The 26,978-nt window shown below is 42.9% G+C and carries 24 protein-coding genes and 3 pseudogenes; 10 read left to right on the top strand and 17 right to left on the bottom strand.

Annotation, left to right across the window (positions count from 1 at the left end):
• Positions 1 to 3: 3 nt before the first annotated feature.
• Positions 4 to 159, bottom strand: a complete 156-nt coding sequence (locus GQR42_RS30110) for a transposase (RefSeq protein ID WP_371730994.1) — start codon at positions 157 to 159, stop codon at positions 4 to 6.
• A 148-nt stretch (positions 160 to 307) separates the two neighbouring features.
• Here GQR42_RS30110 and GQR42_RS20975 point away from each other — a divergent pair, with 148 nt between their 5' ends.
• From GQR42_RS20975 to GQR42_RS20990, 4 genes are all read left to right on the top strand, one after another.
• Positions 308 to 1,489: an RNA-guided endonuclease InsQ/TnpB family protein gene (locus GQR42_RS20975; RefSeq protein ID WP_158201468.1), complete on the top strand. Its 1,182-nt coding sequence runs from the start codon at positions 308 to 310 to the stop codon at positions 1,487 to 1,489.
• Positions 1,490 to 1,595: 106 nt separating this feature from the next.
• Positions 1,596 to 3,125, top strand: coding sequence for a glucose-6-phosphate dehydrogenase (gene zwf, locus GQR42_RS20980; RefSeq protein WP_158201469.1), 1,530 nt, complete (start codon positions 1,596 to 1,598; stop codon positions 3,123 to 3,125).
• A gap of 210 nt (positions 3,126 to 3,335) precedes the next feature.
• On the top strand, positions 3,336 to 4,691 hold the full coding sequence (opcA, locus tag GQR42_RS20985) for a glucose-6-phosphate dehydrogenase assembly protein OpcA (protein ID WP_158201470.1): 1,356 nt from the start codon (positions 3,336 to 3,338) through the stop codon (positions 4,689 to 4,691).
• 157 nt (positions 4,692 to 4,848) lie between these two features.
• Positions 4,849 to 5,433 carry a Uma2 family endonuclease gene (locus GQR42_RS20990; protein WP_158201471.1) on the top strand — a complete coding sequence of 195 codons (585 nt, stop codon included), beginning with the start codon at positions 4,849 to 4,851 and terminating at the stop codon, positions 5,431 to 5,433.
• 319 nt (positions 5,434 to 5,752) lie between these two features.
• Here the strand turns inward: GQR42_RS20990 and GQR42_RS20995 are convergent, their stop codons facing one another.
• Positions 5,753 to 6,961: a phosphoglycerate kinase gene (locus tag GQR42_RS20995; protein ID WP_158201472.1), complete on the bottom strand. Its 1,209-nt coding sequence runs from the start codon at positions 6,959 to 6,961 to the stop codon at positions 5,753 to 5,755.
• 163 nt (positions 6,962 to 7,124) lie between these two features.
• Here GQR42_RS20995 and GQR42_RS21000 point away from each other — a divergent pair, with 163 nt between their 5' ends.
• Positions 7,125 to 7,535, top strand: coding sequence for a universal stress protein (locus GQR42_RS21000; RefSeq protein WP_045361308.1), 411 nt, complete (start codon positions 7,125 to 7,127; stop codon positions 7,533 to 7,535).
• A gap of 332 nt (positions 7,536 to 7,867) precedes the next feature.
• Here GQR42_RS21000 and GQR42_RS21005 read toward each other — a convergent pair whose 3' ends face one another.
• From GQR42_RS21005 to GQR42_RS21030, 7 genes are all read right to left on the bottom strand, one after another.
• Entirely contained in the window at positions 7,868 to 8,755 is an 888-nt protein-coding gene (locus tag GQR42_RS21005) for a succinate--CoA ligase subunit alpha (protein ID WP_158201473.1), read from the bottom strand.
• Between the two features lie 324 nt (positions 8,756 to 9,079).
• Positions 9,080 to 9,592, bottom strand: coding sequence for a transposase (locus tag GQR42_RS21010; RefSeq protein ID WP_158201474.1), 513 nt, complete (start codon positions 9,590 to 9,592; stop codon positions 9,080 to 9,082).
• A 15-nt stretch (positions 9,593 to 9,607) separates the two neighbouring features.
• The gene (locus GQR42_RS27935) at positions 9,608 to 9,748 is read right to left on the bottom strand and encodes a hypothetical protein (RefSeq protein ID WP_199273221.1); all 141 of its coding nucleotides are present in this window, start codon (positions 9,746 to 9,748) and stop codon (positions 9,608 to 9,610) included.
• 423 nt (positions 9,749 to 10,171) lie between these two features.
• Entirely contained in the window at positions 10,172 to 10,444 is a 273-nt protein-coding gene (locus tag GQR42_RS21015) for a hypothetical protein (protein ID WP_158201475.1), read from the bottom strand.
• Positions 10,445 to 10,612: 168 nt separating this feature from the next.
• The gene (locus tag GQR42_RS30115; protein WP_158202539.1) at positions 10,613 to 11,005 is read right to left on the bottom strand and encodes a tyrosine-type recombinase/integrase; all 393 of its coding nucleotides are present in this window, start codon (positions 11,003 to 11,005) and stop codon (positions 10,613 to 10,615) included.
• A 373-nt stretch (positions 11,006 to 11,378) separates the two neighbouring features.
• Positions 11,379 to 12,377: a formylglycine-generating enzyme family protein gene (locus GQR42_RS21025; RefSeq protein ID WP_158201476.1), complete on the bottom strand. Its 999-nt coding sequence runs from the start codon at positions 12,375 to 12,377 to the stop codon at positions 11,379 to 11,381.
• A gap of 130 nt (positions 12,378 to 12,507) precedes the next feature.
• Entirely contained in the window at positions 12,508 to 15,018 is a 2,511-nt protein-coding gene (locus tag GQR42_RS21030) for a sulfatase-like hydrolase/transferase (protein WP_233271109.1), read from the bottom strand.
• A 59-nt stretch (positions 15,019 to 15,077) separates the two neighbouring features.
• Between GQR42_RS21030 and GQR42_RS29040 the strand changes: the two are divergent.
• A pseudogene (locus GQR42_RS29040) lies at positions 15,078 to 16,284 on the top strand (RNA-guided endonuclease InsQ/TnpB family protein).
• On the opposite strand, the gene GQR42_RS21040 reads toward GQR42_RS29040, so the two are convergent.
• Both GQR42_RS21040 and GQR42_RS21045 read right to left on the bottom strand, forming a co-directional pair.
• Entirely contained in the window at positions 16,278 to 16,649 is a 372-nt protein-coding gene (locus tag GQR42_RS21040; RefSeq protein ID WP_305848821.1) for a sulfatase-like hydrolase/transferase, read from the bottom strand. The pseudogene GQR42_RS29040 and the gene GQR42_RS21040 sit on opposite strands and share 7 nt — an antisense overlap.
• 274 nt (positions 16,650 to 16,923) lie before the next feature.
• The gene (locus tag GQR42_RS21045; RefSeq protein ID WP_158201477.1) at positions 16,924 to 18,108 is read right to left on the bottom strand and encodes an ATP-grasp domain-containing protein; all 1,185 of its coding nucleotides are present in this window, start codon (positions 18,106 to 18,108) and stop codon (positions 16,924 to 16,926) included.
• Positions 18,109 to 18,797: 689 nt separating this feature from the next.
• On the opposite strand from GQR42_RS21045, the gene GQR42_RS21050 reads away from it, so the two are divergent.
• Positions 18,798 to 19,475, top strand: coding sequence for a hypothetical protein (locus GQR42_RS21050; protein ID WP_158201478.1), 678 nt, complete (start codon positions 18,798 to 18,800; stop codon positions 19,473 to 19,475).
• Positions 19,476 to 19,528: 53 nt separating this feature from the next.
• On the opposite strand, the gene GQR42_RS21055 is transcribed toward GQR42_RS21050, so the two are convergent.
• The 5 genes from GQR42_RS21055 to GQR42_RS21075 all read right to left on the bottom strand — a co-directional run bounded on the left by GQR42_RS21055 (position 19,529) and on the right by GQR42_RS21075 (position 24,000).
• A complete protein-coding gene (locus GQR42_RS21055; protein WP_130757147.1) occupies positions 19,529 to 20,467 on the bottom strand; it encodes a GDP-L-fucose synthase family protein in 939 nt (312 codons plus the stop codon).
• 12 nt (positions 20,468 to 20,479) lie between these two features.
• Complete coding sequence (gene gmd / locus GQR42_RS21060; RefSeq protein ID WP_158201479.1) at positions 20,480 to 21,562, bottom strand: GDP-mannose 4,6-dehydratase; 1,083 nt, start codon at positions 21,560 to 21,562, stop codon at positions 20,480 to 20,482.
• A 122-nt stretch (positions 21,563 to 21,684) separates the two neighbouring features.
• Positions 21,685 to 22,029 carry a TIGR03792 family protein gene (locus GQR42_RS21065; protein WP_158201480.1) on the bottom strand — a complete coding sequence of 115 codons (345 nt, stop codon included), beginning with the start codon at positions 22,027 to 22,029 and terminating at the stop codon, positions 21,685 to 21,687.
• A gap of 12 nt (positions 22,030 to 22,041) precedes the next feature.
• Entirely contained in the window at positions 22,042 to 22,929 is an 888-nt protein-coding gene (locus GQR42_RS21070; RefSeq protein WP_158201481.1) for a ParA family protein, read from the bottom strand.
• Between the two features lie 15 nt (positions 22,930 to 22,944).
• Positions 22,945 to 24,000, bottom strand: coding sequence for a metallophosphoesterase family protein (locus tag GQR42_RS21075; protein ID WP_158201482.1), 1,056 nt, complete (start codon positions 23,998 to 24,000; stop codon positions 22,945 to 22,947).
• 107 nt (positions 24,001 to 24,107) lie between these two features.
• On the opposite strand from GQR42_RS21075, the gene GQR42_RS21080 reads away from it, so the two are divergent.
• From GQR42_RS21080 to GQR42_RS30310, 3 genes and pseudogenes are all read left to right on the top strand, one after another.
• Entirely contained in the window at positions 24,108 to 24,623 is a 516-nt protein-coding gene (locus GQR42_RS21080; protein ID WP_158201483.1) for a pyroglutamyl-peptidase I family protein, read from the top strand.
• Positions 24,624 to 25,242: 619 nt separating this feature from the next.
• A pseudogene (locus tag GQR42_RS30120) lies at positions 25,243 to 25,569 on the top strand (IS1634 family transposase); the annotation flags it as partial.
• A 427-nt stretch (positions 25,570 to 25,996) separates the two neighbouring features.
• Positions 25,997 to 26,231 (top strand): annotated as a pseudogene (locus GQR42_RS30310) (IS1634 family transposase); the annotation flags it as partial.
• Positions 26,232 to 26,235: 4 nt separating this feature from the next.
• Here the strand turns inward: GQR42_RS30310 and GQR42_RS21090 are convergent.
• Positions 26,236 to 26,928, bottom strand: a complete 693-nt coding sequence (locus tag GQR42_RS21090; protein ID WP_158201484.1) for a cadmium resistance transporter — start codon at positions 26,926 to 26,928, stop codon at positions 26,236 to 26,238.
• Positions 26,929 to 26,978 lie beyond the last annotated feature (50 nt).

Raw genomic sequence — 26,978 nt, forward strand, 5'->3', positions numbered from 1 at the left:
TTTTCAGCAGACCCTACTTAACAGCTTATGGGGTGGGTAAGTCAGAAGGATATGGATATGGTCTGATTCTCCGTTAATCTCTATTATCTTCGCCTTCCATTTCTCGGCTATGTTTTGAAAAGCTATTCTCAAAAACTCCAGATGCTCTTTCTGAAACACATTTCTACGATATTTGGTGACGAGAACTATATGTACGGTGAGATTAAAGGTAGCTCTAGGAGTTTTAAAATAATTAGTCTTTATACTCTTGATATTTTGTACAGTGGATTGCTATAATCATAACATAACACATTGAGAGGTCGAATCAATGCGAGTCATAGAGTTTAAGTTAAAAGTCAATCCTTCCCAAGAAATAGCTATTCAAGAGGCTATCAGGGTGGGACAGTTTATTAGAAATAAGTGTCTAAGATTTTGGATGGACTCTACCAAAGAAGATCAGGTTAACTATGGTACTTTGTGTAGGCTAACTACCGAATTATCTAATAGTCCTGAGTTCTCTTTTGTTGGTAAACTCAACTCTATGGCTCGTCAAGCAAGTGCCGAAAGAGCTTGGTTTTCTATATCCCGTTTCTACGACAATTGTCAAAGGGGTTTGGCAAAAAAAGGCTATCCCAAATTCAAAAAGTTTTCAAGGTCTGTCGAGTACAAAACTTCTGGTTGGAAACTAACAGAAGACAAAAAGTTTATCCACATCACGGATAAAACAGGGATAGGAAAATTAAAGTTAATCGGCACTTTTAACCGTGAGATTCTCGATAAATCTACTATCAAAAGAGTCAGGCTTATTAAACGAGCAGATGGCTTTTATTGTCAATTTGTCTTAGACATTGAGAGAGTAGAAACCTTTGACTCTACAGGAAAAGAAGTAGGGATTGATTTAGGTTTAAACCATTTCTTAACTGACTCTAATGGGGATAAAATTGATAACCCACGGTTTCTTCGTAAGTCGGAAAAAAGACTAAAAAAGGCTCAACGTAAACTCTCAAAGAAGAAAAAGGGAAGCCAAAAAAGATTAAAACAGAAATCTAAAGTAGCTCGCCTTCATCTAAAAGTTTCTAGACAGCGTAAAGATTTTGCCGTCAAGACAGCAAAAGCGTTAATCCAATCTAACGATTTGGTAGTCTATGAGGACTTGAAGGTATCTAATATGGTGAAAAATCCTAAGCTTGCTAAATCTATTCAAGATGCGAGTTGGTCAATGTTCACCGATTGGTTAGACTACTTTGGGAAAATACACGGGAAGTTTGTGGTAGCGGTGAACCCACAATACACTAGCCAACAATGTTCTAGTTGTGGTAATATTGTCAAGAAAACATTATCTGTAAGAACTCATGTTTGTTCTTGTGGGTGTGTCTTGGATAGAGACGAAAACGCCGCTATAAACATTCTCGCACGGGCAAATACTGTCGGGCGGACAGAAATTCAAGCCCGACTACAGACTACCCACTGTCTATTAGGTGAAAGCTTAGTAGATAAGGTAACTGGATGAACAGGGAATCCCGAAGCGCTTAGTGCGATGGGAGCGTCAATTTAGGTATCCTGTCGAGTATTTTCGCTAGACTGGAAAATAATGCACCTCGGCTAGACAAAATCCTATGGTAAAGCTGCTCGAAAATCCTCTCCGAGTGGGATTGCGACAAGAAAGAACCCCAGAACCCCTAATTTTAGTCATTTTTGGGGCATCGGGAGACTTAACCCAAAGAAAACTGGTTCCTGCCCTCTATCAACTGAAACGGGAAAGACGACTACCGGCCGAATTAACCATCGTCGGTACAGCGCGCCGAGAGTGGAGTCATGATTATTTTCGCCAACAGATGCGCCAAGGCATCGAAGAATTTTCCGACGGGATTGGTAGTGAGGAATATTGGCAAGACTTCGCCCAAGGGTTGTACTATTTCCCCGGCAACATGGACGATCCGGAAAGTTACGCCAAAATGAAAGTCTTTCTGGAAGAACTAGACGGAATCCGGGGAACTCGCGGCAATCGAGTCTTTTATCTAGCGGTTTCTCCTAATTTCTTCCCTCCCGGCCTTAAAAACCTTGGGGCGGCCGGAATGCTGAAAGACCCAATTAAACACCGATTAGTGATCGAAAAACCCTTTGGCAAAGATCTCAGTTCTGCCCAAGTTCTCAATCGAGTCGTACAAGAGGTTTGTCAGGAGAACCAAGTTTATCGCATTGACCACTATTTAGGCAAGGAAACCGTCCAAAACTTATTGGTGTTCCGATTTGCTAACGCCATCTTTGAACCCCTCTGGAATCGTCAATTTATCGATCACGTCCAGATTACCGTAGCCGAAACCGTGGGAGTGGAGGATCGAGCCGGATATTACGAAAAATCGGGGGCTTTGCGCGATATGGTGCAAAATCACCTGATGCAGTTATTCTGCTTGACGGCGATGGAAGCACCCAACGCTATTAACGCTGATAGTATCCGCGGCGAAAAAGTCAAAGTCCTGCAAGCGACTCACCTGGCCGATATTAATAACCTAGAAAAATCCGCCATCCGCGGCCAGTATAAAGCCGGTTGGATGAAAGGAAAACCCATTCCGGGCTATCGGGAAGAAAAGGACGTTAATCCGGAATCCACCACTCCCACCTATGTGGCCATGAAATTAATCGTCGATAACTGGCGTTGGCAAGGTGTCCCCTTCTACCTGCGTACGGGTAAACGTCTGCCGAAAAAAGTTTCCGAGATTGCCATCCAATTCCGCAATGTGCCGTTATTAATCTTCCAATCGGCAGCCCAACAAACCAATGCAAATGTACTTAGTCTGCGAATTCAGCCTAATGAAGGTATTGCCCTGCGTTTTGAAGCGAAAATGCCGGGGTCGGAATTACGCACCCGCACGGTAGAAATGGACTTTAGTTATGGTTCCTCCTTCGGTGTCACCAGTGCCGATGCCTATAATCGCCTACTTTTAGACGCTATGCTAGGAGATCAAACCCTATTTACCCGTTCTGATGAGGTAGAAGAAGCATGGCGCATCGTTACTCCCGCTCTCGCCGCCTGGGACGCTCCCGCCGATCCTGCCTCCGTACCCCAATACGAAGCGGGTACCTGGGAACCCACAGAAGCGGAATTTCTCCTTAACCGCGATGGCCGTCGTTGGCGACGACTCTAATACAGTGAACAGTAATCAGTGAGCAGTAAACAGTAAACAGTAATCAGTGAGCAGTAAACAGTAAACAGTAAACAGTTAAAAGGCAGCTCCGAGCTTGTCGCTTAATACTATTCACTAAAAACTCACACCTGATAACTGGTAACTGATAACTGATAACTGATAGCTGATAACTGATAACTGATAACTGATAACTGATAACTGATAACTGACATGACTACCCAAAGCCCCCCCATTGTCTCCCTGCAAGCACCAAAAGATGTTTCCATCGATGTGATCGAGCAGGAACTGCGCGATATCTGGCAATCCTATAATGATAATCAGGATGGTATGGCCGCTACCCGGGCCACCACCTTTAGCTTTATTGTCTATGAACCCGACGCAGTACAGGAATTGTTAACCCTTCTCGGCTATTACACCGGCCCGATTGATGGTATTGCCGGTCCGCGGACCCACGCCGCTATCAAGGTCGCCCAGAAAGACCTAGAACTAGAAGTAACTGGGCTTTCTAGCGATGAATTTGTCGCTCGGTTAAGGGCAGCCTGGGAAGCGGAAAAAAACGCCGAGGACGGGGCTAATCGTCGTCAATACGCCGCCGATTTGGATGCGATTGGGGTCGCAGATGCGATCGCTGCTTCCAATCCCTGTCGCATTATTACCCTCTGTCCCACTGCCGAGGCCGATGAAGGGGTGAAAGCCTCCGTTTCTGCCTATTGTCCCGTTAACAAACGTAGTCAGAACACTTTAGTTTGCTGTGAATACGTCACTTTAAGCGGTACAGCGGAAGCTTTGGAACGAATTGGCGGCATTATTTCCGAGTTAACTATTCCCAGTTTGCCCAAATTTCTCTGGTGGAAAGCCAGTCCCGATGGGGAATATGGACTATTTAAGCGTCTGGCCAGTCAATGTGATACGATTATCGTCGATTCCAGCACTTTTCGGGAACCGGAAACGGAACTGCTGCAGGTGGGGGATTTATTAGCCACAGATGTACCATTAGCTGACCTAAACTGGAGTCGTCTGGCCCCTTGGCAAGAACTAACCGCCGAGGCTTTTGATCCGCCGGAGCGCCGGGATGCTATTCTGGAAGTCGATCGCATCACTATTGATTACGAAAAGGGCAATCCTTGCCAAGCTTTTATGTTCCTCGGTTGGATGGCCAGCCGGTTACAATGGCGACCGGTGGGATATAGTCACCGGTCGGGAGATTACGCTATTCATCGGATTAGCTTCCTCGGTCAAGACCAGCGTTTAATTGAAGCAGAATTAGCTGGTATTCCCGTGGCCGATTGGGGTGAGATACAAGGGGATCTGATTAGTATTAAACTCAGTTCTACTAATCTTCAGGCTGATTGTTGTACGGTAATTTGTTCGGGAACTACCGGCTGTATGCGGATGGAAGCTTCGGGAGGGGCCCAATCTTGCCGCATTGAACAAGTGTCCCATCTGGAAGACCAAAAAACAGAAACTCTGCTAGGTAAACAGTTACAGCGTTGGGGCCAGGACGTGCTTTATCAAGAAAGCATGAAAGTCACCGGCGCTATCCTCAAATTATCCCAACCGGATTAGCAAATTAGCAACAATAATCCCACCCACTTTGGAGAGACCTTGTTAACAAGGTCTCTCGATATTTGTACAGCAGTCAGCACCTGATTAAAACCGATAATTGTACCTTTTCAGAAAACAGGTTATTATAAAAACAGAGCTTTGCTTTCAAGGGGGCAATATGGTCGCAACCACTGAGAAACGCTACACAGTCGCAGAATACTTTCAACTAGAGGAAACTGCCACCGACAGACACGAGTATCGAGATGGAGAAATTATTATTATGACTGGGGGAACTCCTAACCATAATCGCATTGCGGGAAATTTTTACAGAAGATTTCCCTTAACTATCCAGAATCAAGCCTATGATATATTTATCACCGATCTACGCTTGGCAATACCCGCCTATAATGTGTACACCTATCCCGATCTTATGATCGTCAAGGGAGAACCAATTCTTGAAAGAGGACGCACCGATACGATTACCAATCCACAGGTTATTATCGAGGTTTTATCAAAATCTACTCAAGACTATAATCGGGGTGATAAGTTTAAGTTTTATCGCTCTCTTAATAGTTTTGAAGAATATATTTTAATCGATCAATATGGTTATTATATCGAACAATTTCATAAAAGAGGTGATCATTGGGCATTTCGGGATTATCACGATCAAGAAGCGATTTTAACTTTGTTTTCTCTAGATTTTCAAATATCCCTGACAGATTTATATCAGCGGGTGGATTTTACCGCGATTGCAGTATCCTAATGACTCAACTAAGCTGTTCGTAATTTAAATTGCTTGTTGAGACGAGGCAAGAGGCAAGAGGCAAGAGGCAACAGTAAAGGGATTGAGGAAGATTCGGCTAATCTAAGAATAAGCAGTTTAAATACGTCTTAGCTTATTTAGGGTTTGTCGCAAAGGTCTTGGTATGATTAACTTCCAATCCAACTTGAAAAACCCACTCCCCATCCCCCCACTTCCCCATCTCCCCCGCAACGCGCACGAAGTGGTCTCCCCACTGCCTAATTCATAAAAAAAGGTGGGGCAACACCCACCTTGTTTAAACCTTAGATATTAGCGATAATTAGGCTTCATCGAGAGCGGCAATACCGGGTAAAACCTTGCCTTCGAGTAATTCCAAACTAGCACCACCACCGGTGGAAATATGGCTCATTTTTTCCGCCACTCCCACTTTTTCCACCGCCGCCACCGAGTCACCACCACCGATAATGGTAGTTGTACCCGTAGCAGTTAAATCGGCTAAAGTGTGAGCGATCGCATCTGTACCCGCCGCAAATTTATCGAACTCGAACACCCCCATCGGGCCATTCCAGAGGACAGATTTACAGTTAGATAAAGCTTTTTGGAAAACTTTAACTGATTCAGGTCCAATATCCAATCCCATCCAACCATCGGGAATATTTTCGACCTTGACGATTTGGGAATTGGCCTCTTTATCGAATTTATCCGCTAAGACCACATCGGTAGGAAGGAGGAATTCCACCCCTTTTTCTTTAGCTTTTGCTTCTAGAGATTTAGCTAATTCCAGTTTGTCTTCTTCCACCAAAGACTTACCAACACTTAAGCCGCGGGCCTTGTAGAAAGTAAAGATCATACCGCCACCGATGAGCAGTTTATCGCACTTTTCTAATAAAGTTTCGATCACGCCAATTTTACTAGAAACCTTAGAACCGCCGATAATCGCCGCTAGGGGACGTTGGGGAGTTTCAATAGCTGCTTGTAGGTAGTTTAACTCTTTTTCAATTAAATAACCCGCCACCGAGGGGCTGAGATAGTGGGTAACGCCTTCCGTAGAAGCGTGGGCGCGGTGGGCGGTACCAAAAGCATCATTAACGTATAAATCGGCGTTAGCGGCTAATTTTTTGGCAAAATCGGGGTCATTTGCCTCCTCTTCACCGTGGAAACGCAGATTTTCTAAAAGGGCCACTTGACCGTTAGACATTTGGCTAATCGCTGCCGTAACTCCCTCACCAATACAATCGGGACACATGATTACTTCTTGGCCCAATAATTCCGAGAGACGTTTAGCTACAGGGGTCAGACGCAAATTTTCTTGAACCTCACCGTCGGGACGACCCATGTGGCTGCATAAAATAACCTTAGCCCCTTTTTTGATTAAATCCTCAATGGTTGGCAAGGCCGCCCGAATGCGGGTATCATCGCTGATTTTCCCGGTGGCCTTGTCCATGGGAACGTTAAAATCGACCCGGACTAAGACCCGTTTGCCCGCTAAATCAGCTTCTGTTAAATTCGCTACTGTTTTTTTTGACACAGCCCATAACCTCCTAGATTGCTTACCGTACAATAAAGATTAAATCAGGGTATCGCTACTTGCGACAATTACTTTGACAAAGATTATTTCAGATTTGGGGATCAGTTTTGCAGTTCCAAGACTGATTTGCCCAGAAAAATTTGATTGGAGAGACTTGCTAATTATGTTTGAGACGATTTTATTTCCCATCGACCACAGCCGCGAAAGTCGTGACGCGACCAGTAGTGTGATCGAATTAGTCAAAATCTTTGACAGTCGTTTAGTCCTGTTGTCGGTGGTGGAAACGACACCCACCGGAGAAATTGCCCCCGACGATAAGATGAGTTCGATCGAAGCGGTGGATAGATTGTTACAATCGGCGCAAGCGATTTTCGCGCAAGCTGGCATCAAGGCGGAAATGATTGAAAGGGAGGGAATACCCTCTTTTGTCATCTGTGATGTGGCCGATGAAGTTAATGCCGACCTGATCGTTATGGGTTGTCGGGGTTTAGGATTAACCAGCGAAGGCGTGTCCGAAAGCGTCACCACCAAAGTTATTAACCTTGCCCCCTGTCCAGTGTTGATTATCCCTTAATCAGCGATCAGTTATCAGTTATCAGCTTCTCAAGGCAAGGGGCAACAGGCACTCATCTTCTCCATCTGGTTACTAAGCTGTACTGAATTTAAACTGCGTATTATACTAAATCCGTTGAGTATAGGCTACTTATGAGGACAGGCACTCATGCAAGAGGCACTCATGCAAAAGGGTGAATAAATAATCAGTTTTTAATAACCGGATTTAGTATGAGAAATTTTAGTACAAATGCTCAAACTTCCTCTCCCTGATCCCAAATCCGGCGCTCCCTTGCAGTCTTAACAAGTAATTTAGGTAGTAAACAGCTTATTATTGAGGCAATGGGGGAAAATTCACGACAAGACTTTAGCTAAAGAGGTGGGTAAATCGGCTAATTTTTCTACCACTGTCACCCCAGCTTCTTGAAAATGACGTAAGCTATCTTTTCTCGTATTCTTAGCGGCAACAGAGTAGGAAAGTTGGTTAGAAATAATTGTTTCTGTATCGCCGAAATTGGTTTCAATCGCTGCATTTAATCCCACAAGATAGGCAATCACCGGTTTTTTGATCGCCGAGGCAATATATTTGGCCGCCTCGATTTCGGCCTTTCCTCCCACCTGACTGACGAGGAGAATCGCCTCGGTATTTTCATCTTCCTCAAAAACCTGGAACCATTGGGACAAATTGGAGCCAATAATGCCGTCAGTACCCAAATTTACCGCCATAGATTCACCATACCCGGCTGCTGTTAAAGTTTTCGCCACTTCATCCCCTATGCGATCGCCGCGGGTGATCAGACCGATTGTCCCCGATTGATAAAAACTGGGTTCACAAATACCCAACCAAAGATAATTGGGAATAATCACACCCTGGCTGCCGGGGCCGAGAATTAATGTCCCGGTGGTACTAGCTATCTTTAATAATTCCACCAGATCCAAGGGGGGAACTCCGGGGGTGACGATAATTAATTGGGGAATTGCTGCTGCGATCGCTTCTAAGGCCGCATCTAAGACTTGATTGGGGGGAACTAAAATTAAACTGGTCTTGATTTCTCCGGCTTCAGCAACGGCCTCGGCCACTAGATCAAACACTGGTATCTCTGCGATTATCTCACCACCTTGGCCACTAGCCACCCCCGCTACTAAACAGGTTCCCTGAGTTTTCAATCTTGCCGCATAATATTTGCCTAGGGGTCGATCGATCCCTTGCATAATTATCTGATCTTTATCTGTCCATTTCATATATTAAGTGTTGGGAGTTGTTTCAGTAAACAGTAAACAGTAATCAGTGAGACACTGTTGATGGGAGTTTTTTTTTCAGTGGTCAGTAAACAGTAAACAGTAATCAGGTTCTGAAGGCAAGGGGAGCATCTCATTTATGCAAGTGAGTAATTATGCTTGTCGCTAAAACTTGCTTCTGGTAAGGCTTTCAAAATAGCTTGACATAAAACTTAATTTCAGTAGATGGAAAAGTTTGAATAACCAGAGTATTTAGTAACATCTGATACAAAATACTTAGAGAAACTAATTAAGAAAACTTATGTCTAAGAAAAAAGACTATTGCTATTAGCCAGAAGGCAAATAGATAGTATCAACAACTTGATAGATTTTATCAACGGCTTGCCTTAAAAACGATAGCATTTGTTGAAAAGTAAATAACTCTCGATAAATTAAGCGTCCACCCCGTCTCGGAAAACAAACTTTTCGCCATAATAAATTAATCCAAATATTAACAAGAAGAAAGGAAATTCCGATAAATAATAAACGAATAACTGGCTTTTTATTAGTGGTTTTAAGGCGACAAATATTTTTAATTCTATAGCTAGTCTCAATCCCAAACCGCTGACGATAGGCAGTATGAATATAATCTAGTTTAATAGATGGTAAATAAACGACATAAGCAAAATATTGAATTCCCTGCTGGTTTCTCTTGCCTTTTTTATATTGACAAACTATCCATAAATCAAAAGTTACACAATTATTTTGGTCTTTCCCCATAGTGGAAGTAGTTTGATAACTTTTATTTCCTTGAATAAATTGCTTAATTCCCCCTGTTTTACCTCGGATAATTGCTGGCATAATGAAAGGGATTTTTCAAGCTTGTAACCAACGAATAACAGCAATACTAAAAAAGCCTCGGTCTAAATAGGGTTTGCTGAAAAAGTCTTTTAGTGGGGACAGGGTGTGGGGTGTAGGGTGTGGGGTGTGGGGTTTTACCAGTTTTGAGGTGGCCAATTACCTAATTTTCAGGGAAAAAGTGCCTAAATTTCCCCCCGATCACTGCCATATCCAGTACTTTTTAATTGACAAAAGGTCTAAAAGTCTTACCCAACAAGGTTTTTAGCTTTATTCAGCAAACCCTAAATAAAGAGTTTTAAAATCTATCTTTAGAGAAGAGCCTAATGCTAATAAATAGGTAATAATGGCGACAGTTGTGTCCGTATTCCGAATCCCCCTGATAGCTAAAGTTAATCTTTTTCCTTTTTTAATAAGATATAAGGTCGCATAAGCATAAAACGAGCAAGTTCCCTGTTTAGCCTGACTTCGGTAAATATAAGGTTTTTCGCTATCAGATGGTTCACCATAATAAGGAATTAAATTTAGGTCAATTGCTAATTTAAGCTTTCTTTTTTTGATTCTTGGTAATACCTGACTTTGTCAGGCTAGATTAACTGGCGACTCTAAGGTATCAAAATCATTTATTTTGTCTAAGTGATGGCGAATATTTCGACCACACCTAGCATTTTTAAGCATTTTAGATGTGTTTTCAATGCTGTCACAATTGCTGGCTGCCCTGACTAATATTTGATACAAGTCTGAGGCAGTAAATCCACCCTGAGTTTCGAGAGGGATATGTTGAATTAAACAATCAATTGTTGTTGGTAATGTTTCTGATTCTGTTAGTAGTATTTGGCGGGTTTCGTTAATCAATTTTCAAATTTATTGCTGAAGTTTATTGATTTTATTCTAACATTTTTATGTTTTTTTTGAGCAATTTTTTCTTTGATTAGTCAATCTAGATATAGATAACTTTTACTTATCATTAGTCGTTGCCTGAGTACATAAATACTAAGAAAATCCCTAATTTTTTAGCCCCTATCATTTAGCGCTCGCTATTGGACAAAAACTTTTCCATCTACTGAGATTGACCGTTGAGCGGTGTAGGGGCTTTTTCTGCTCACTCACAAAGAACGCCTTGCTCTCTGGTTTCAGCTTTCCCCTCACGCTTAGCCATTTCTGGATCGCCCTTAACTCATCCCCTCTGAGCGGATGGGTTGTCGATAAGCCCCCTTTAAGCCTCGTGACGTGCAGTTGACGGCTTTTGGTATCCACCTGGTCTAGACGCAGCCTACAGGCTTCAGAAACCCTCAATCCGTGACGATACATCAACAACACCAGACAGAAATCGCGGGGGGCGTTCCTGCTCCCCTTGATTGCCTCTAGCAGTCTTTCCACCTCACGGCTGGTCAGGTGCTTGCGGTTATCGAAAATTTGGGTTAAAACCCCGTCGTTTTACGACGGCTTTAAGCTACAATGGAAAAAGCGATAACCAAGCTAAAAACTGAACCTTGACAACAGATAGTAAGGGGTTTCGTTCAGAAAAGACTTCAAATTCGGCCTTGAACGAGTAAAACTTTCTAGGAAATAAGGTTGAACATGAGATTTTTTCGACTTGTTCAAAGTGGCCGGAGGGCATTCGGACACTGAAAACGGACGGGTCGAAAGTGTCAGACTTAAGCAATTAAGCGTTTTTCGCTATCTGCGTCAACCCCGTTGACGCGACCACCCTAAAAAAGTGGCGTGGTGAGGAATCGCCGTCCGTTTTACGGCGGCGAGGATGTCAATAACTCGATGTTGGAATTGCCTAATCTTGTTCAATCGTTACAGAAGGGCAAACAATTGTCCGAAAACCAATGTGGTTAGTGGAGGTATCGATATCCTCCGGGTGACGAGCGGCGGGACGGTAGCGAGCGCAGTAGTTAGGCGAACAGAGAAAAGAACCCCCTTTAAGTACCTTACGTGGTTTTTGCATTGAGGGTGATAATTTTCGGTTGTAGCTATCTGCTTCTGTTCCACCTCTAGGATTTTTGGGCGTGCAGCAAGCTTTTGTCGGGTTTTCTGGATGTTTCTCCCGATACCAATCGGTTGTCCATTCCCAAACATTACCAATCATGTCGTAGAGTCCATAGCCATTGGCAGGATAGCTACCAACAGTTTCTGTCCCTGGTGGATGATGTTTTAAATTTTCCCAAGGAAACCTTCCTTGCCAGGTATTTGCCATTACCTTACCGTTGGGCATAAATTCATTACCCCAAGCGAAGTCTGCGCCATCTAATCCGCCTCGTGCTGCTAATTCCCACTGGGCTTCCGTTGGCAGTTCTTTACCTGCCCATTTAGCATAGGCAAGAGCATCTTCATACACAATATGCACAACAGGGAAATTTTCTCGATTTTTAATGGAACTATTGGGACCTTCAGGATGTTGCCAGTCAGCACCAGGGACGTACTGCCACCAACATAAAGTCCGGGGATCGACAGGGCGATCGGGCTTAACAAATACTGCCGATCCGGGTACTAACATTGCGGGATCAGCATCAGGATAGTCTTCTGCTTTCGGCGGTTTTTCTGCAAAGGTAACGTAGCCTGTTTCTTTGACGAATTTTTGGAATTGTTTGTTAGTCACTAAATACTTATCCATCCAGAAGCCACTGACGGTTACCCAGTGAGCGGGTGCTTCTTCTGGATATTTTGAGTTGTCTGCTCCCATCTGGAAAGTGCGTTCAGGAATCCAGACCATATCTTTATGGGGAGGTTTACCCGGATGAGAGGGCGGTTTTTTAGATATTTGTGAATTTGAAGTCATTTTGAATAAGAGTAAAGGTTAAAATTACTAGAAGTTAGGCAATGCCCCTATAAACAATGTTTTGGGTAGGGGCAATTCATGAATTGCCCCTAAAGATAGCGTCTATGGGCAAGCCCTAAGACTCAGGAGGTTAGTCACGCCACAACATACCCTTGAATTCTTTCTCAGGATCTGCTGCTGCTGCGTCGTTTTTGATGGTGACTACGACCTTTTCAAGGATCGCGCCTTCAAACTCGTAGGGGATGTCTTCTGCGTAGTCGTGTGACACGGGTTGTCCGGCATCTCGACCAATATTGAATCCTTCCCCAGATAGAGCAAACTTGGAGGGTTGGGTCAGGAACTGATTGGGGGGTACCCACTCTTGTCCCCACTCCTTCCAATCTTTTCGATTACCCAACTCCCATTTCGTCTGTAAATCTGAAACAGGGGTACCTTTGATGGTAATGGACAGTTGAACTTCTCCTAAAGTGCTGTTACCGTACTCGGCTGCATCAAGGCGAGCATCTGCTCCCTGTAAAGCACTTTTGTTAAATTCAACTTTGAGTTTCACTTCATCATTGGCTGTCAAATTAGCCAGAGCGTTGGTTGGGAGTGGACAACTGACCTTCTGCTCCCGTTGTCCTAGCCAGTTATAAACATAACAAAGCCGATTCTCATGGATATAGAAACTGTGTCCACCAAATCGTCCCCCGTGAGCCAACAAAACCCCTTCTGGAGTGTCGCCACTGGAGAAATCAACGGTTGCCGTAATAGAATAAGACCGAGTCCGAATGTTGGGGGCTACCGCTTCAGGAATTTCTGATCCTCCTGGATAGTAGATATATCCAAATTCGTCTTCAGGCCAGTCACCCTCACCACTAAAGTCTGGGGGAGCTGCCAACTGAGGGCGTGGCGTTGAAAGGATTTCAGTCGTTGAGCGATCGTCGAGTGGTACACCGTTATAGATACCTGCTTGCACGAACCACATATTTTTCAATCGTTCGAGCTTGCGGGGATAGACTGTAGCCAAATTGTGACTTTGAGTCGGGTCTGCTTCCACACGGTGAGGACGACCAAGTTTCCCTTTCCACTCATCGCCATCCATACAGTAGAGTTCCCAGGTATCTAACTCAAAGTTACTCCAATCAGAAGGTGTGGGAGCGTGAACAGTACAGGCGTGCCAGCCTTTATACCAAACACCTCGGGTTCCCAGCATGGAATAAAACTGAGTCTCTCGTACCTTCTTAAGCTTCCCATTCTCGTCTTTGGGCTTGAGAGCATCGTCCTTGTAAGGAAACTGGTACTCAGGTCGACCATAATTCGGATGGAAAGTATAAGCAAAGCTGATGCCCTCGATGGGGTTTTGGGTGTAGCCTTTGACTACTTCTGGCGGTTCTATGCCGACCATTTCGTAAAGGGTTGGCACGACATCAACCGCATGAATATACTGTTTGCGAATACCAGAATCTGCCATCCGCAGTTCCTTATTAATGCCGGGCCCGCACATCATAAAGGGAGTGGCCGCACCGCCTTCATAGCCAGACCAACGTTTCCAGTATTTGAAGGGAGTATCAAAAGCCCATGCCCAACCGGAAGGGTAGTGATTGTAGGTTTTTTCTGTCCCTAGATCTTGGAGAGACGCAAAGTTTGTGTCAAAATCGTCCTCAACGCCGTTGAAGAATAGGTTTTCGTTGACTGAGCCATTGGGACCTCCCTCGGCACTGGCACCATTATCCGATACAGCAATGATAATCGTGTTGTCCATTTGCCCTGTTTTTTCGAGAAAGTCTAGCAAACGACCAATTTGTTCATCGGTGTAGGTGGAGAAAGCGGCATAAATTTCTGCCATACGGATAAACAGAGCCTTCTCTTTTTGGTTCAAATCACCCCAAGGTCTTACATAATCGGTGGAAGGCCAAGCTTTTCCTGGAGGTACTCCAATGATATCTTTCTCAGTAAGCTCACCGTCATATTTCTCATCAAGTACACCCTCATTATGAGGATTGATCGTCGCGGGGGACAAGTCGCCATCAAAGATTCCCAACGCTTTCATGTTGGCGAGAACCTGTTTGCGGTACTCTTCATAGCCATCTTTAAAGACGCTAGTGTCAATAAAGGAGGTATCCTCTGGATTGTCTTTATCTCCTAAAGTTGTGTTGTACTCATACTTTAAGATCATCTCCGGCCAGATTTGATGGGGGGCATGATTCGCACCGGGAGAGAAGTACATCATCCAAGGTTTTTTAGGGGCGATCGCGGTTGTATCTTGGATAAAGGAAATTGCTTTATCTACCAAGTCTTTCGAGAGATGATAGCCGTTCTCCGTGTCCTTTAAATCGGGTCCATAGGGAGGCTCAATCAGATGATTGTCATAGACGAGATCAGGATACCATTGATCCGTTTCTCCCCCTAAAAATCCGTAATAGCGTTCAAAACCACGACCCAGAGGCCAATTCCGCTTGCTTGCCGCCATATTCGCTTCTTCTTCCGGTAGCAAATGCCATTTACCCACAGCGAAGGTATTCCAGCCTCGTTCACCTAATACGGCTGGAATCATGGCATTTTCAAAGGGGATGCGACCATTACCTGAAATGTCGGCTTGAAGGCTCTCGGTTTTACCGATGAGATGAAAGGTTCCGCCAGCATAGAAATAGCGAAGCACGATTGACAACTCAATTCTTAGCGTGCTAGAATAGTTTGCGTAGTAGGTCGGCACGCAAGATGTTCGTTTTAGAGTACAAGCTTAGAGGAAAACCATCTCAATATCAAGCCATTGATGAGGCAATTCGGACAGTTCAGTTTGTTCGGAATAAATGCCTTAGATATTGGGAAGATAACAAAGGTGTAGGACAAAAGGATATTTATCGATACACAACCGAATTAAGAAACGAATATTCTTTCGTCAAAGACCTTAACTCTACAGCTTGTCAACAAGCTTGCGAACGGACTTGGACTGCTATTTTAAGGTTCTATAACAACTGTAAAAACCAAATCCCTGGCAAAAAGGGATACCCTAAATACTCTAAACGTACTCATTCTATTGAGTTTAAAAAATCAGGCTGGAAGATTAATCGAGATACCAAAAGAATAACTTTCACCGATGGTAAAAACATCGGAGAGTTAAAACTAATTGGTAGTCGAGACTTGTTTTATTTTCAAGAATGGCAAATTCAAAGGGTGAGAATAGTTAAACGTGCTGACGGGTATTATTGCCAGTTAATGTTAAAACTTGATGTGAGAGATATAACCCCAAAATTAGAGCCTACCAAAAAATGTGTAGGTTTAGACATGGGACTAAAGTATCTTTATGCCGATAGCGACAACAATACAGTAGAACCTCCTAAATATTATCGAAAAGCAGAGAAGCGTCTTAATAAACTAAATAGGAGAAAATCTAAAAAGTTTAGAAGAGGGCAACAGCAGTCTAATAACTACAAAAAGGCTAGACAAAAGTACGCGCTTGGGACATTTAAGAGTAAGTAGGCAGCGAGAAGAGTTTGCTAAAAGATTGGCACTCCGCTTAATTCAGTCAAACGACTTGATAGCCTATGAAAATTTAAAGGTCAAGAACCTTGTGCGTAATCGAAAACTAGCTAAGAGTATTAATGATGCGGGCTGGTCACAATTAAGAAAATGGATTGAGTATTTTGGCATTAAATACGGCAGATTGACTATTGCTGTTAATCCCGCCTATACTAGCCAAGAATGCTTTAATTGTGGCAAGTTAATTAAAAAGTCTCTATCGGTTAGAACCCATGTTTGTTCTTGCGGATATGTAGAAGATAGAGACAAAATGGCGGCATTAAATATACTCAAAAAAGCTACGATAGGACATATCGGAAGTTGGTCATCAGACCTAAACGCTTGGGGAGATTTAAGCTCTATTTTGGTTGGTAGCAATACCTGTCAAGACAACTTGAGTCAGTGAACCAAGAATCCCTCGCTTTCAGCGACGGGAGTGTCAATTCCAGGAAAACCCGTGGTGGCTTCTTCAATACAAGACATCCCGTTACTGGTGGCATTGCGTCCATTTAAAAGAGATGAACGGGTGGGAGAACAGAGAGCAGTGGTATGGAAGTTGGTATATACCAAGCCTTTTTTGGCAATCCGGCTCAGATTGGGCATTTTGATCTTGCCGCCAAACATTTCCCAAGCCCCGAAGCCTGTATCGTCAATGACGAGGTAAAGAATGTTCGGGGAACCTTCTGGGGCTTTGGGTTCTGCGTAGGGTTCCCAATCTGGGACAGAGTCTCGAATGTCGAGAGCGATTGTCCCGTTGAATTCCTTAGTCATGAGAGTTTGGAGTCTCCTTAATGTAATGTAAGGGGTCAGATTGTGCGTTGTCGAAAATCGAACCCAATTGAGGATTGAATTGGGTGATTCCCAATAAACAATTTACCCGGATCATCTCACTTATGCAAGTGAGTAATTATACTTGTCGCTAAAACTTGCTTCTGGTAAGGCTTTCAAAATAGCTTGACATAAAACTTAATTTAGGAGTTACAAAGGTGAGATGCTCCCTAGCCTACTGATGTACAGCCGACAAACTGATGACTGATCATTGATTCTAGGCTAATTTAATTGCTTCAGTGATTACCTCTTCTAAAGACTCTAACCAATGAAAGTTAACATCGGTTAAACTCTGGCTAAGATCGATCGCTTTGCTGTCAGCGAGGACGCGAAAAATTATTTGTGGTGGGGTGGGATTGAGAAAAGATCGGGGTTCCAAGGTTTGTCTTTCCTGTCGGGTGGCCCGGATCGTTCGTTCGCCGCTGCCCCGGCCGGGTGATAATGGGCTATAACTGCGGTAGTAATTGCTAATACTCTCGATCGCTTTTTGGACAAAGTCGGGATAACTGATAATATCAACGATAATCACTTTTAAATCGGGTAATAGTTGGAATTGTTGCAGACCGCCCTCTATTTGCTCGTTTAATTGCTCTAATTCTAGTCTTTCCTCCAGTATAAGCCAGGCCGCCAGTTTTGCTCCCTTGCTGGCTAAGGCATCCCAGACAGTGGACATCAAACCCTGGCCATTACTGATCACGGCTATTTGGCCAGTTTGATCAATTATCGACCAAGGGGATTGTAATTGGGGAGGGGTCAAGGCCAGAAGATCGAGATGTCTAGCTAAAGCGGCATCATTAACACTTATTTTGCCATCTAGGGCCATCACTTCCCCAGCTTCGTTGATACCCAGGGGATTAATCTCGATAATATCGAGATCTTTGCTGACAAAGAGACTATACATTTTTTCGAGAATTTGACTGATAGACTCGATCAAAGACCCTCTTAAACCCATAGATACGGCTAATTGCCGACAGAGATAGGGGGAAAATCTCTCTTCAATGACCACTTTTTGCATGGTTTCCAGTAAACTGTCCACATCCATTCCCCCTTGACTCGCACCCAGTAAAACTGGTCTTTGCAGATGATAATCGAGTAAAATGGCTAAAAATATCTCTTGTTGCGGATTGTAACGGGCTTCTGCTAGGATTACCTCTGGATATTCTCCGGCGATCGGTAAATGAAAGATAGCATGGGCAGCAGCGATCGCATCAATGGTATTAGCGACAAATCTCACTCCTCCTGCTTTTCCCCGGCCTCCCGTGCGTACCTGGGACTTCAGCACGATAGGATAGGGAATGTTTAATCTTTTTAGTCCCCCCGGTTCGTGGATTGGTTGGGAAGGTAAAATGGGGATACCTACTTGAGCAAATATTTCCTTAGCTTGGTATTCGAGTAAATCCATAATTGATTAATTGATAAAGTGGCAATTCTCTCTTTGCTCGTTTCGGTAGCTTGGGGACTATGAAGATTATTTTAGCTTTAACAGCATCCAGTTCACGGGTGATCAGGGAGAATATTTTTGGGTTACTCGATCGCAAAAATTAAAGTTAATTGTGTCATTATGCGGTTAGAGGAGAGACTTTTTTAGCTACCTACCCCTAGGAGTCTAGCAATCTTTCACTCTCTCTATTTCTATCTTTAGTAAGCTTTACTGCATTTAAACTGAGTATTGGACTTTTTAGTACATATAAACTATCGTTTACTCCCCGCTCCGGCGCTCCCTAATTCCTAATTCATAATTCCCCACACCCCACACCCCATACCCCACACCCTCAGTTTTTTATCACAATTGTTACATTTTTTCACAGACTTTAATTCGATCGGGTGATTTTTTTTTGATAGGATTGAACCTATAATTCTCCCAGAAATAGTTGTTGTTCTCCTAACCATTCAAAACTAAGAACTGCGGACAAATCAAGAGTTTTGGCGTTTCAATAGACCAAATAAACTAATAACTGGCAGTTAGTAGGAAATATCAGTTATTTTTGGCTAAAATTCTCCTTTTTCCCGCATTTTCTTGCTTGGAAACAAACTTTTTTCCGCTTTCGTCTCTATCTTTAATTCGCTCCCACTAGGAAACTCAAGGGTAAGATGCTAAATTTTCAAAAGCAGGGTCGTCATCATCCTTTGACCCTATTAATCATGCTTTTAAGTGCTTCTTTCGTTGTGGTCTCCCTTTCCTTGACTCCTGCGATCGCACGTCAATTCGCCCCGATTAACCCGATTAAACCAATTCCTTTGGGAAATGATCGATTAATTCCAGCTGGCACAGATATCCCTGTAAAATACGAGCAAGGGGAAAAAATTCTTTTAACCAAACAAGAAACTTTTTCTTTATCTCTGACCGTCACCGATAATATCAAAAATTCCCAAGGACAGACAATTATTCCCGATGGTAGTCAGATTATCGGAGAAATTAAACCGGATGGTCAAGGTTCCCGTTTTCTATCCCAAAAAATCTTTTTAAAAACCCGTCAACCCCAAGAAAAATCTATTGATGCTATTTCGGCAGTTTTCACTCGTCTAGAAAGACTAATTAAGGGAGTTAACCCCGATAAAATTATTCAGGGTGCAGTATTAGGAAAATCCGCCGCTTCTGTCCTCGCTTCCTTTACTTCTGACCAACCGGTTAGCGAGGGATTATTACGAGGAGGAGGATTAGAAGTATTAGCCGGGTGGTTACTACGAGGAGAATCGGTGGAATTATTGTCAATTAACCCCAAGGAAGATTTAAAATTAACCCTTCGTTCTGATTTTACTGGTCAGTAACCTTAAAAAAATCTGGTGTGTTAGTTATTTATCTAACACACCAAAAATATAACCTAGGCGGCGTTTTGCCGATACCATTCAATGGTTTTTTGCAAACCTTCTTTAAATTCCATTTGGGCAACAAAACCGAATTTTTCCTGAGCGCGGGTTGTATCTAAACAGCGTCGCGGTTGACCATTCGGTTTATCTATTTCCCAAACAATTTCGCCATCAAAACCCATTAAATCACAGATTAATTCGACTAAATCTTTGATAGAAATCTCATAATTTGTACCAAGATTAACCGGGTCTGATTCATTATAGAATTGACTGGCCATGACAATGCCTCGCGCTGCATCGGTGGAGTAGAGAAACTCCCGGGTTGGACTACCATCTCCCCAGACAGGAAGTTGTTTATCCCCCCGTTGTTGTGCCTCATAAACCTTGCGAATTAAAGCAGGAATTACATGGGAACTACCCGGATCAAAATTATCCTCTGGTCCGTATAAATTCACCGGTAAAAGATAAATTCCGTTGAAACCATACTGCAAACGATAGGACTCTAATTGTACCAATAAAGCCTTTTTAGCGATACCATAAGGCGCATTGGTTTCTTCAGGATATCCTGACCATAAATCGTCTTCATGGAAAGGTACTGGAGTAAATTTTGGATAGGCACAAATTGTCCCCACACAGACAAATTTTTGCACTCCTGCTAGATAGGCAGCGTGAATTAATTGGGTTCCCATCATCAAATTATCATAGAATAATTCGGCGGGTTTTTCCCGATTGAGACCGATACCTCCCACATGGGCCGCCAAATGGATAATTAAATCTTCTTCGTTGGCTAAACGTTGACAGTTTTCCCAAACTCTTAAATCACAATCTTTGGACCGAGGAATTGTAATTTTTTCGGGATTTGCCCCCGCTGCAATTAATTGATTAACTACTTGCCGACCTAAAAATCCGGCCCCCCCGGTGACAACGATTCTCTGTTCGCTTAAATTCAGCATATTTTTACCTCTTTAATCCACAGTTGTCATCGAACGATTGCGAAGATAAGCCAGATCTTTTAATAACTGTTGGCTATCACCACCGTTATTAAGATTAATCCCCAAAGCCGCTAAATCTGCATCTACCATTAATTTTACCAGTCCCTCGAACGTCACCGACGGCTGCCAACCTAATTTCTCTCTGGCTTTTGTGGAATCTCCTATCAATAAATCCACTTCCGCTGGACGCAAATAACGTTGATCAAACTCCACATAATCCTGCCAATTTAAATTAACGTATTGGAAAGAAATATCGAGAAACTCCCGGATAGAATAGGTTTCATTGGTCGCCACCACATAGTCATCCGGTTCTTCCTGTTGTAACATTAACCACATCGCCCGCACATAATCCTTAGCATAACCCCAATCCCTTTTAGAATCGAGATTTCCTAAATAGAGTTTTTGCTGTTGTCCAGCAATAATTCTGGCCAAAGCGCGGGTAATTTTGCGCGTGACAAAAGTTTCTCCCCGACGGGGGGATTCATGGTTAAATAAAATGCCGTTACAGGCAAATAAGTCGTAGGATTCCCGATAGTTGACCGTTTGCCAGTGACCGTAAACTTTCGCACAAGCGTAGGGACTGCGAGGATAAAATGGCGTGGTTTCTTTTTGGGGAACTTCCATGACTTTCCCGAACATTTCCGAGGAACCTGCTTGATAGAAACGCACTTCGATGCCGGTTCTTTTTTGGTAATCCCGAATTGCTTCTAGTAATCTCAAAACTCCCACCCCCACAGCATCGACGGTGTATTCTGGGGCATCAAAACTGACTCGCACGTGGGATTGTGCGCCTAAATTATACACTTCTACCGGTTGCACTTGTTCAAGGATACGCCGCAGGGTCGTCCCGTCGGTGAGGTCGCCATAATGAAGAAATAATTTAGCATCCGGCTGGTGGGGGTCAATGTAGATATGATCGATGCGATCGGTGTTAAAAGTTGAGGTACGACGGATGATACCGTGGACTTCGTAACCCTTTTCTAATAATAATTCGCTCAGATAGGAACCATCTTGACCGGTGATGCCGGTAATTAGGGCGCGTTTCGGTTGAGTCATCAGTAATTTACCTAATCGGAAAGAATAGAGACCAGGGCAGGGTCTGACTGCTTATAGCATACTTTAGCCCCTCAGGACAAGTTTGGCTAGGTTGACAGGGGACAAAAAGATGAATTGATTTTTTATCTGGGCTGCATGGCTCCTAAATTGTTCTGACAATTTTCTCGAAATTTTCTGACTTGAAATTCCTTGACTTTGATTAATTGATAATTATCTTTTCCCATGGCTAGGGAAAATTTTGCTTCGGTCTCATCAAGTAAATTTTTGGAGATAGCTTTCCACTGTTCTTCTGTTTGCCAATGGGCAACGATAATTAATTCCTCCTCGATGGCGGGATTAATCCAAATTTCTTTACCTAAAAAACCTGGTTGTTTTGCTAAAAACTTTGTCCAAATTTCTTCATCTTTTTGGATAAATTTTTCCCTTGCTTCGGGGTTAACTTGAAATTCTAACCACTCAATGACCATAGTAATTATCTCCTATTTTTTGGTTTTCATCAAGAATTCTTCTGTGAGTTTCATAAAAGCTTTAGAACCACTAGAAGAGGGCATGGCTGCTACCGCAGGCACGAACATATCCACAGCTTTAGCTACATTAACATCCATAGGAATCGCATTAGCAAAAATTTGATGGGGTTGAAAATCCTGTTGTACCCGGCGCATGACTTGATTATAGTAGCGACTGAGTAAACCACCACCGGAAAGAATAAAAACTATGCCGAGTAACCCAGGGTTAATCGGTTCGGTTTCTTGATGACTAGCTTTCAGTTTAACTATTCTTCTTTCTAATAGCTGAATGCCGACAATTGATAAAGGTTCTGGACGGGCAGGTAGTAAATAAAAATGACTGCTACAGAGACCACTACGAGTTAAAAGATTATACCCCGGAGCGCAGTCCATGATAATATAATCGTAACGGTCTTGAATGGGATCAATAATTTTTTTAATTAAGATTCTTTCGAGGTTATTCCAAGCATGATCAAAGCCTAAATCTTCATGTAAAATTGCTTGGTGGTGCAGGGTTTCTGAGACGACGTATTCATCATAAAGTTCGATGTCTCCTGGGAGTAAATCTAAGCCTTGAATTTCACAGACTGAAGGGACGATAATATCATCAATAGTTAATTTATTGTAGGGATTGGGTTTGATAATTGCTTCTAATAAATAGCTTAAAGTGCGTTTTTTGCGACGCAGTTGAGCGAATTCGTGGGGAGACATTAAGCTAAGAGTCGCACTGATTTGAGCGTCTAAATCGAGGACAAGGACTCGTTTTTGCTGAAATTTAGCTAAACAGGTGGCAAGGTTGACGGTAAGGGTAGTTTTTCCTACTCCTCCTTTCATATTAACGGTGCTGATGACGGTGGCCATTATGGGAATTCCTTTCTAGTTAACCGATGGAATATCTCGACGTAAAACCTGCCCGTTGGGAGCCATAATTAAAGGAGGTAAACTGGTAATATTGATCGCCTCTTGGGTTTTCATGTCGTAGGTGGTGTAAACTGTCTCCTGTTGATTGGGATTAATATCGACAATTGTTAAGGTTTTTCTGGGTGCTTGTTCACTGTTCAATAACCGTCGCGGTCCACTGCCTAAAGCTCCCGCGTGTAATAATTGTAATTGCCCCCGTTTACCCGGATAGTAAGCGTGAGCATGGCCACTAATATAAGTATGCACCTGATGGCCCTCTAAAAACGCTCTTAATTTCTCGGCATCGGCTAAATAATCCCCTGGTCGATTTCTGCCCACAGCAATACCGTAGAGGGGTAAATGACCAATTACTAGCCGCATTTTAGCATTTTTAGCGTCGCTACTACTCAAGTTTTTTGCTGCCCAATTTAGTTGTTGCCCAGAGATTAAATGAGTGGAGGCATCCCAAACTAGATAGAATATACCATTTTGAGTGAAAGTATAATAAAAAGGAAAGCCGGTTTTATCGATAAAATTTAAACTTGTATCATGTTGGGGGTTTTGCCAATAATCTTGGGCTAATTTTCTCTCTTGAGCATAGATAAATTTTCCTGCGGATAAAGCTCCAGAAGCGTCATGATTACCGATGGTAAAACCAAAAGGTATTTTAGCAGCTCGCAGGGGTGCGGCGATATGGCGATCAAAGGCTGACCACATGGCGTTAATTGCTGCCTCTGTCAAGCTGCTTTTTTGTCCTGCCACCATGTCGCCACCACAGAGGACTAGATCGGGTTTATTATTGATAATTAAGGGGATAGCTCGATCGATTTCGGGATCGTAAGTAGTGGAACCGTATTGACTATTAAGGTCACTAATCACAATTATCTTGACTTTTTTCGCCTTTTGTGCTTGTTTAACAGCCGACTCAGGGGGATTTTTGGAAGTAACAGGCTGTAAAATTTGATCAGCGCAAGCTGCCAAGCTAAAACCGCCTAAACTGCCACTGATCAGCAAAAATTTACGGCGTTGCATAGGATATCAATCTCGTCTTTAATTGAGGTCACGTCAGTTATTGTAGCAATTTTTGTCCCTTTAATCGCTTTTTTGTTGATTATCCCAATTAACTATCAGGAGATAACTTGACAATTCTCTTAACTTCTTTTGCGCCTTGGTTATGCCATCACCATAGTAATTCCTCCGATGATTTGCTAGTATCTATTCAAGATAATTATCCAAAAAAGCTTTTATTTTTGCGTCAACTTCCCGTTAATACTCATCGAGCTAGTGAACGAGTTATCAAGGCTATTCAAGACCAAAAAAACGATTTAGTTATTTGTTGTGGCATGGCAGAAAGTCGTTATCGTTTAAGTTTAGAATCTCAGGCTAGGAGTAGCACAAAAAAGTTATTTACACCAATTCCACTGCAAGATTTAATTAAAAACCTTGACTATAGTTATATCAGCGATAATGCCGGTCAGTTTGTCTGCGAAGAATTATATTTTCAAGTTTTAAAACATCATCCGAGGGCTTTATTCGTTCATGTGCCGCTTTTAACGGACAAAAATTTTGCTATTATTCAAAGGGATTTTCAAAAAATTATCACTAAATTGAGAAAGTCAGAAAAGGTTGGGGGATTGAGAATGTGGTCTGAGTAAGCGATCGAGGAATTTTCACCAACTCAAAAATCAATGAATTAGTAAAACCGATCGAAGGATTAGACTATATTACCGGTTTAACTAGGGTTTGCTGAAAAAGTGTATTGGTGGGGTTAGGAGTCGGTCGTCGGTCGTCGGTCGTCAGGAGTTTCAGGCTTTGTTGTCCTATTTTTGTTACTATTATACCATTTTTCAAAAGTAATGACAGAGATGGTTATGCCTGGTGCATCTCAATTTTGTCGAAATATCCAGATGACATTTTGGGCGCACGCGGTGCGCCCCTACCATTGGCGAAATAATATTATTGTAGGGGCGAATTGCATTCGCCCTCTTTGAACAACTTCTGCTGCTCACCTTAAGTGAGAGAAAATCACCAATAGGATACCATTTTTTTTTATTCGCGTCACAACGAATGCAGGCTTGGCAAGCATTCGAGCGTGGATGTCTGTCATGGATTTAGAAATTTGGTATTATATGTACTACAAAAAGGATAATGCAAGGTTTTTGAATGTCCCAATCCTATTTTCGCAGTATGAACATCGGATTTTAACAGGTCAAAAGCCTTATTTTAAAAGGGTTGTACCATTATTCAGCCAGCCCTAAATACTATAAATTATAGATAACGGAAGAAAGTTTTTCCTATCAACGTAAGCTGGAATTAATCGCTCAGAAAACGGCATTAGACGGTGTATATGTGTTAATAACTTCTGTTGAATCAACCTTGATGGATGCAGCGACAACGGTTAAAGCTTATAAAAGTTTATCTCAAGTGGAGGAGGCATTTCGCTGTTATAAGTCAATTGATTTAAAGGTACGTCCTATCTATCCTTATAAAGGAGATAGAGTGAAGGCTCATATCTTTTTATGTATGTTAGTTTATTATGTGGAATGGCATTTAAAACAATCTTTAGCTCCTTTACTCTTTGAGGATGAAGAAATTGATGATAAGTAGCTATAGCGTTTTTCAGTCTGCTGAGGTACAAAAGTTATGGGTTTTAGGCAAAAGGCAAAAGGGAAGAAAAATAGGTGTACCTCACTAGCTTAGGAAACGCTATAGACACAATTAATTACACATATCTAACTAGGGCTTGCTGAATAAATCTAAAAACCTTGTTGGGTAAGACTTTTAGACTTTTTTGACCTCAAAAAGTGCCAACCCTTGGAGTGATCGGGGGTAAAATTCAGGGACTTTTTCCCTGAAAATTAGGTAATTGACCCCCTCAAAATCGGTAAAACCCTACACCCTACACCCTACACCCTACACCCACGAAAAACTTTTTCAGCAGACCCTAACTACCTCTTGCATGAGTGCCTCTTGCATGAGTGCCTATCCTAACCAAGAAGTTAATTTTGCCCTATTACTTAGCTCTCTTAATGTGATTAAAGCGAGTCGCGGTGAATCCGCTCAGTCTAAAGAGAGAAAAAAACATAATCAAGAGAACTTTCCCGTGCATAGTTTTCGGACTTTATTGGCGGACTTGGGGAAGATTTGCTTGAACACAGTAGAATGTACGATTAGAGAGGGAAGTTATTGTTTTTCTAAGATAACTAGACCGACTTCTCTGCAACAATCATGCGTTGGATTTATTGGGGGTTTCCTTGAAATGATACTTTATTTTCTGGCAAGTTCCTGACTGCGACCGATGATCGCCCAGAGATAGCTAATTGCTAAGGCCAAAAACGCGAGGGAAATACTTTCTTTGACGATAAAAATCCCTAAACTGATCAGGACACAAGGAACGAAGGTACTTCCCTGACTGGTTAGGATAGTGGCAATGGTCGGCACGCTGGTCAACCCGTAGGCGATCGCACACCAAACCCCCACCAGAATCAAAAACACGCTGACGATAACGATCAGACTTGTTACAGTACTACTGGCAAACAGGGGAACGTAAATGCCGATATTATCGCTCCCGTTGGCGACGGTCAACGCGGCCACGCTGTAGGTGCGCGAGTCAAACCAACGGCCGAGGGGGGAATGTTTCGCACCCTCTAGGTCCACTTCGACATTCTCCGGCTCTTCCTGCTTATCCTCTTCTTTGAGAAGGGAAACGATGCCGAGAATCACAGGAACGAGGCCTAGATAGCGAATCCATGGGGTAGGGATGAGAAAGCACCCGAAAAATCCCGCTAAACTGGCAATAACAAGCAGAATAAAGCCGATATACTGACCGATGACGATATCGCGACGACGGAAGAGTTTTCCCGTTTGGCTGAAGAGAATCGTCAGGATCAATATATCGTCCAGGTTGGTGGCGACGAATGCCGCTACACCGGTGGATATCGCGATCACAATCTCGATCATGGTTTTTTTCCTTAAGATGGCCGTCGGGTTCGTCCGTTCGTTACACCTTC

It is taken from the genome of Microcystis aeruginosa FD4, assembly GCF_009792235.1.
Classification (GTDB): Bacteria; Cyanobacteriota; Cyanobacteriia; order Cyanobacteriales; family Microcystaceae; genus Microcystis; species Microcystis viridis.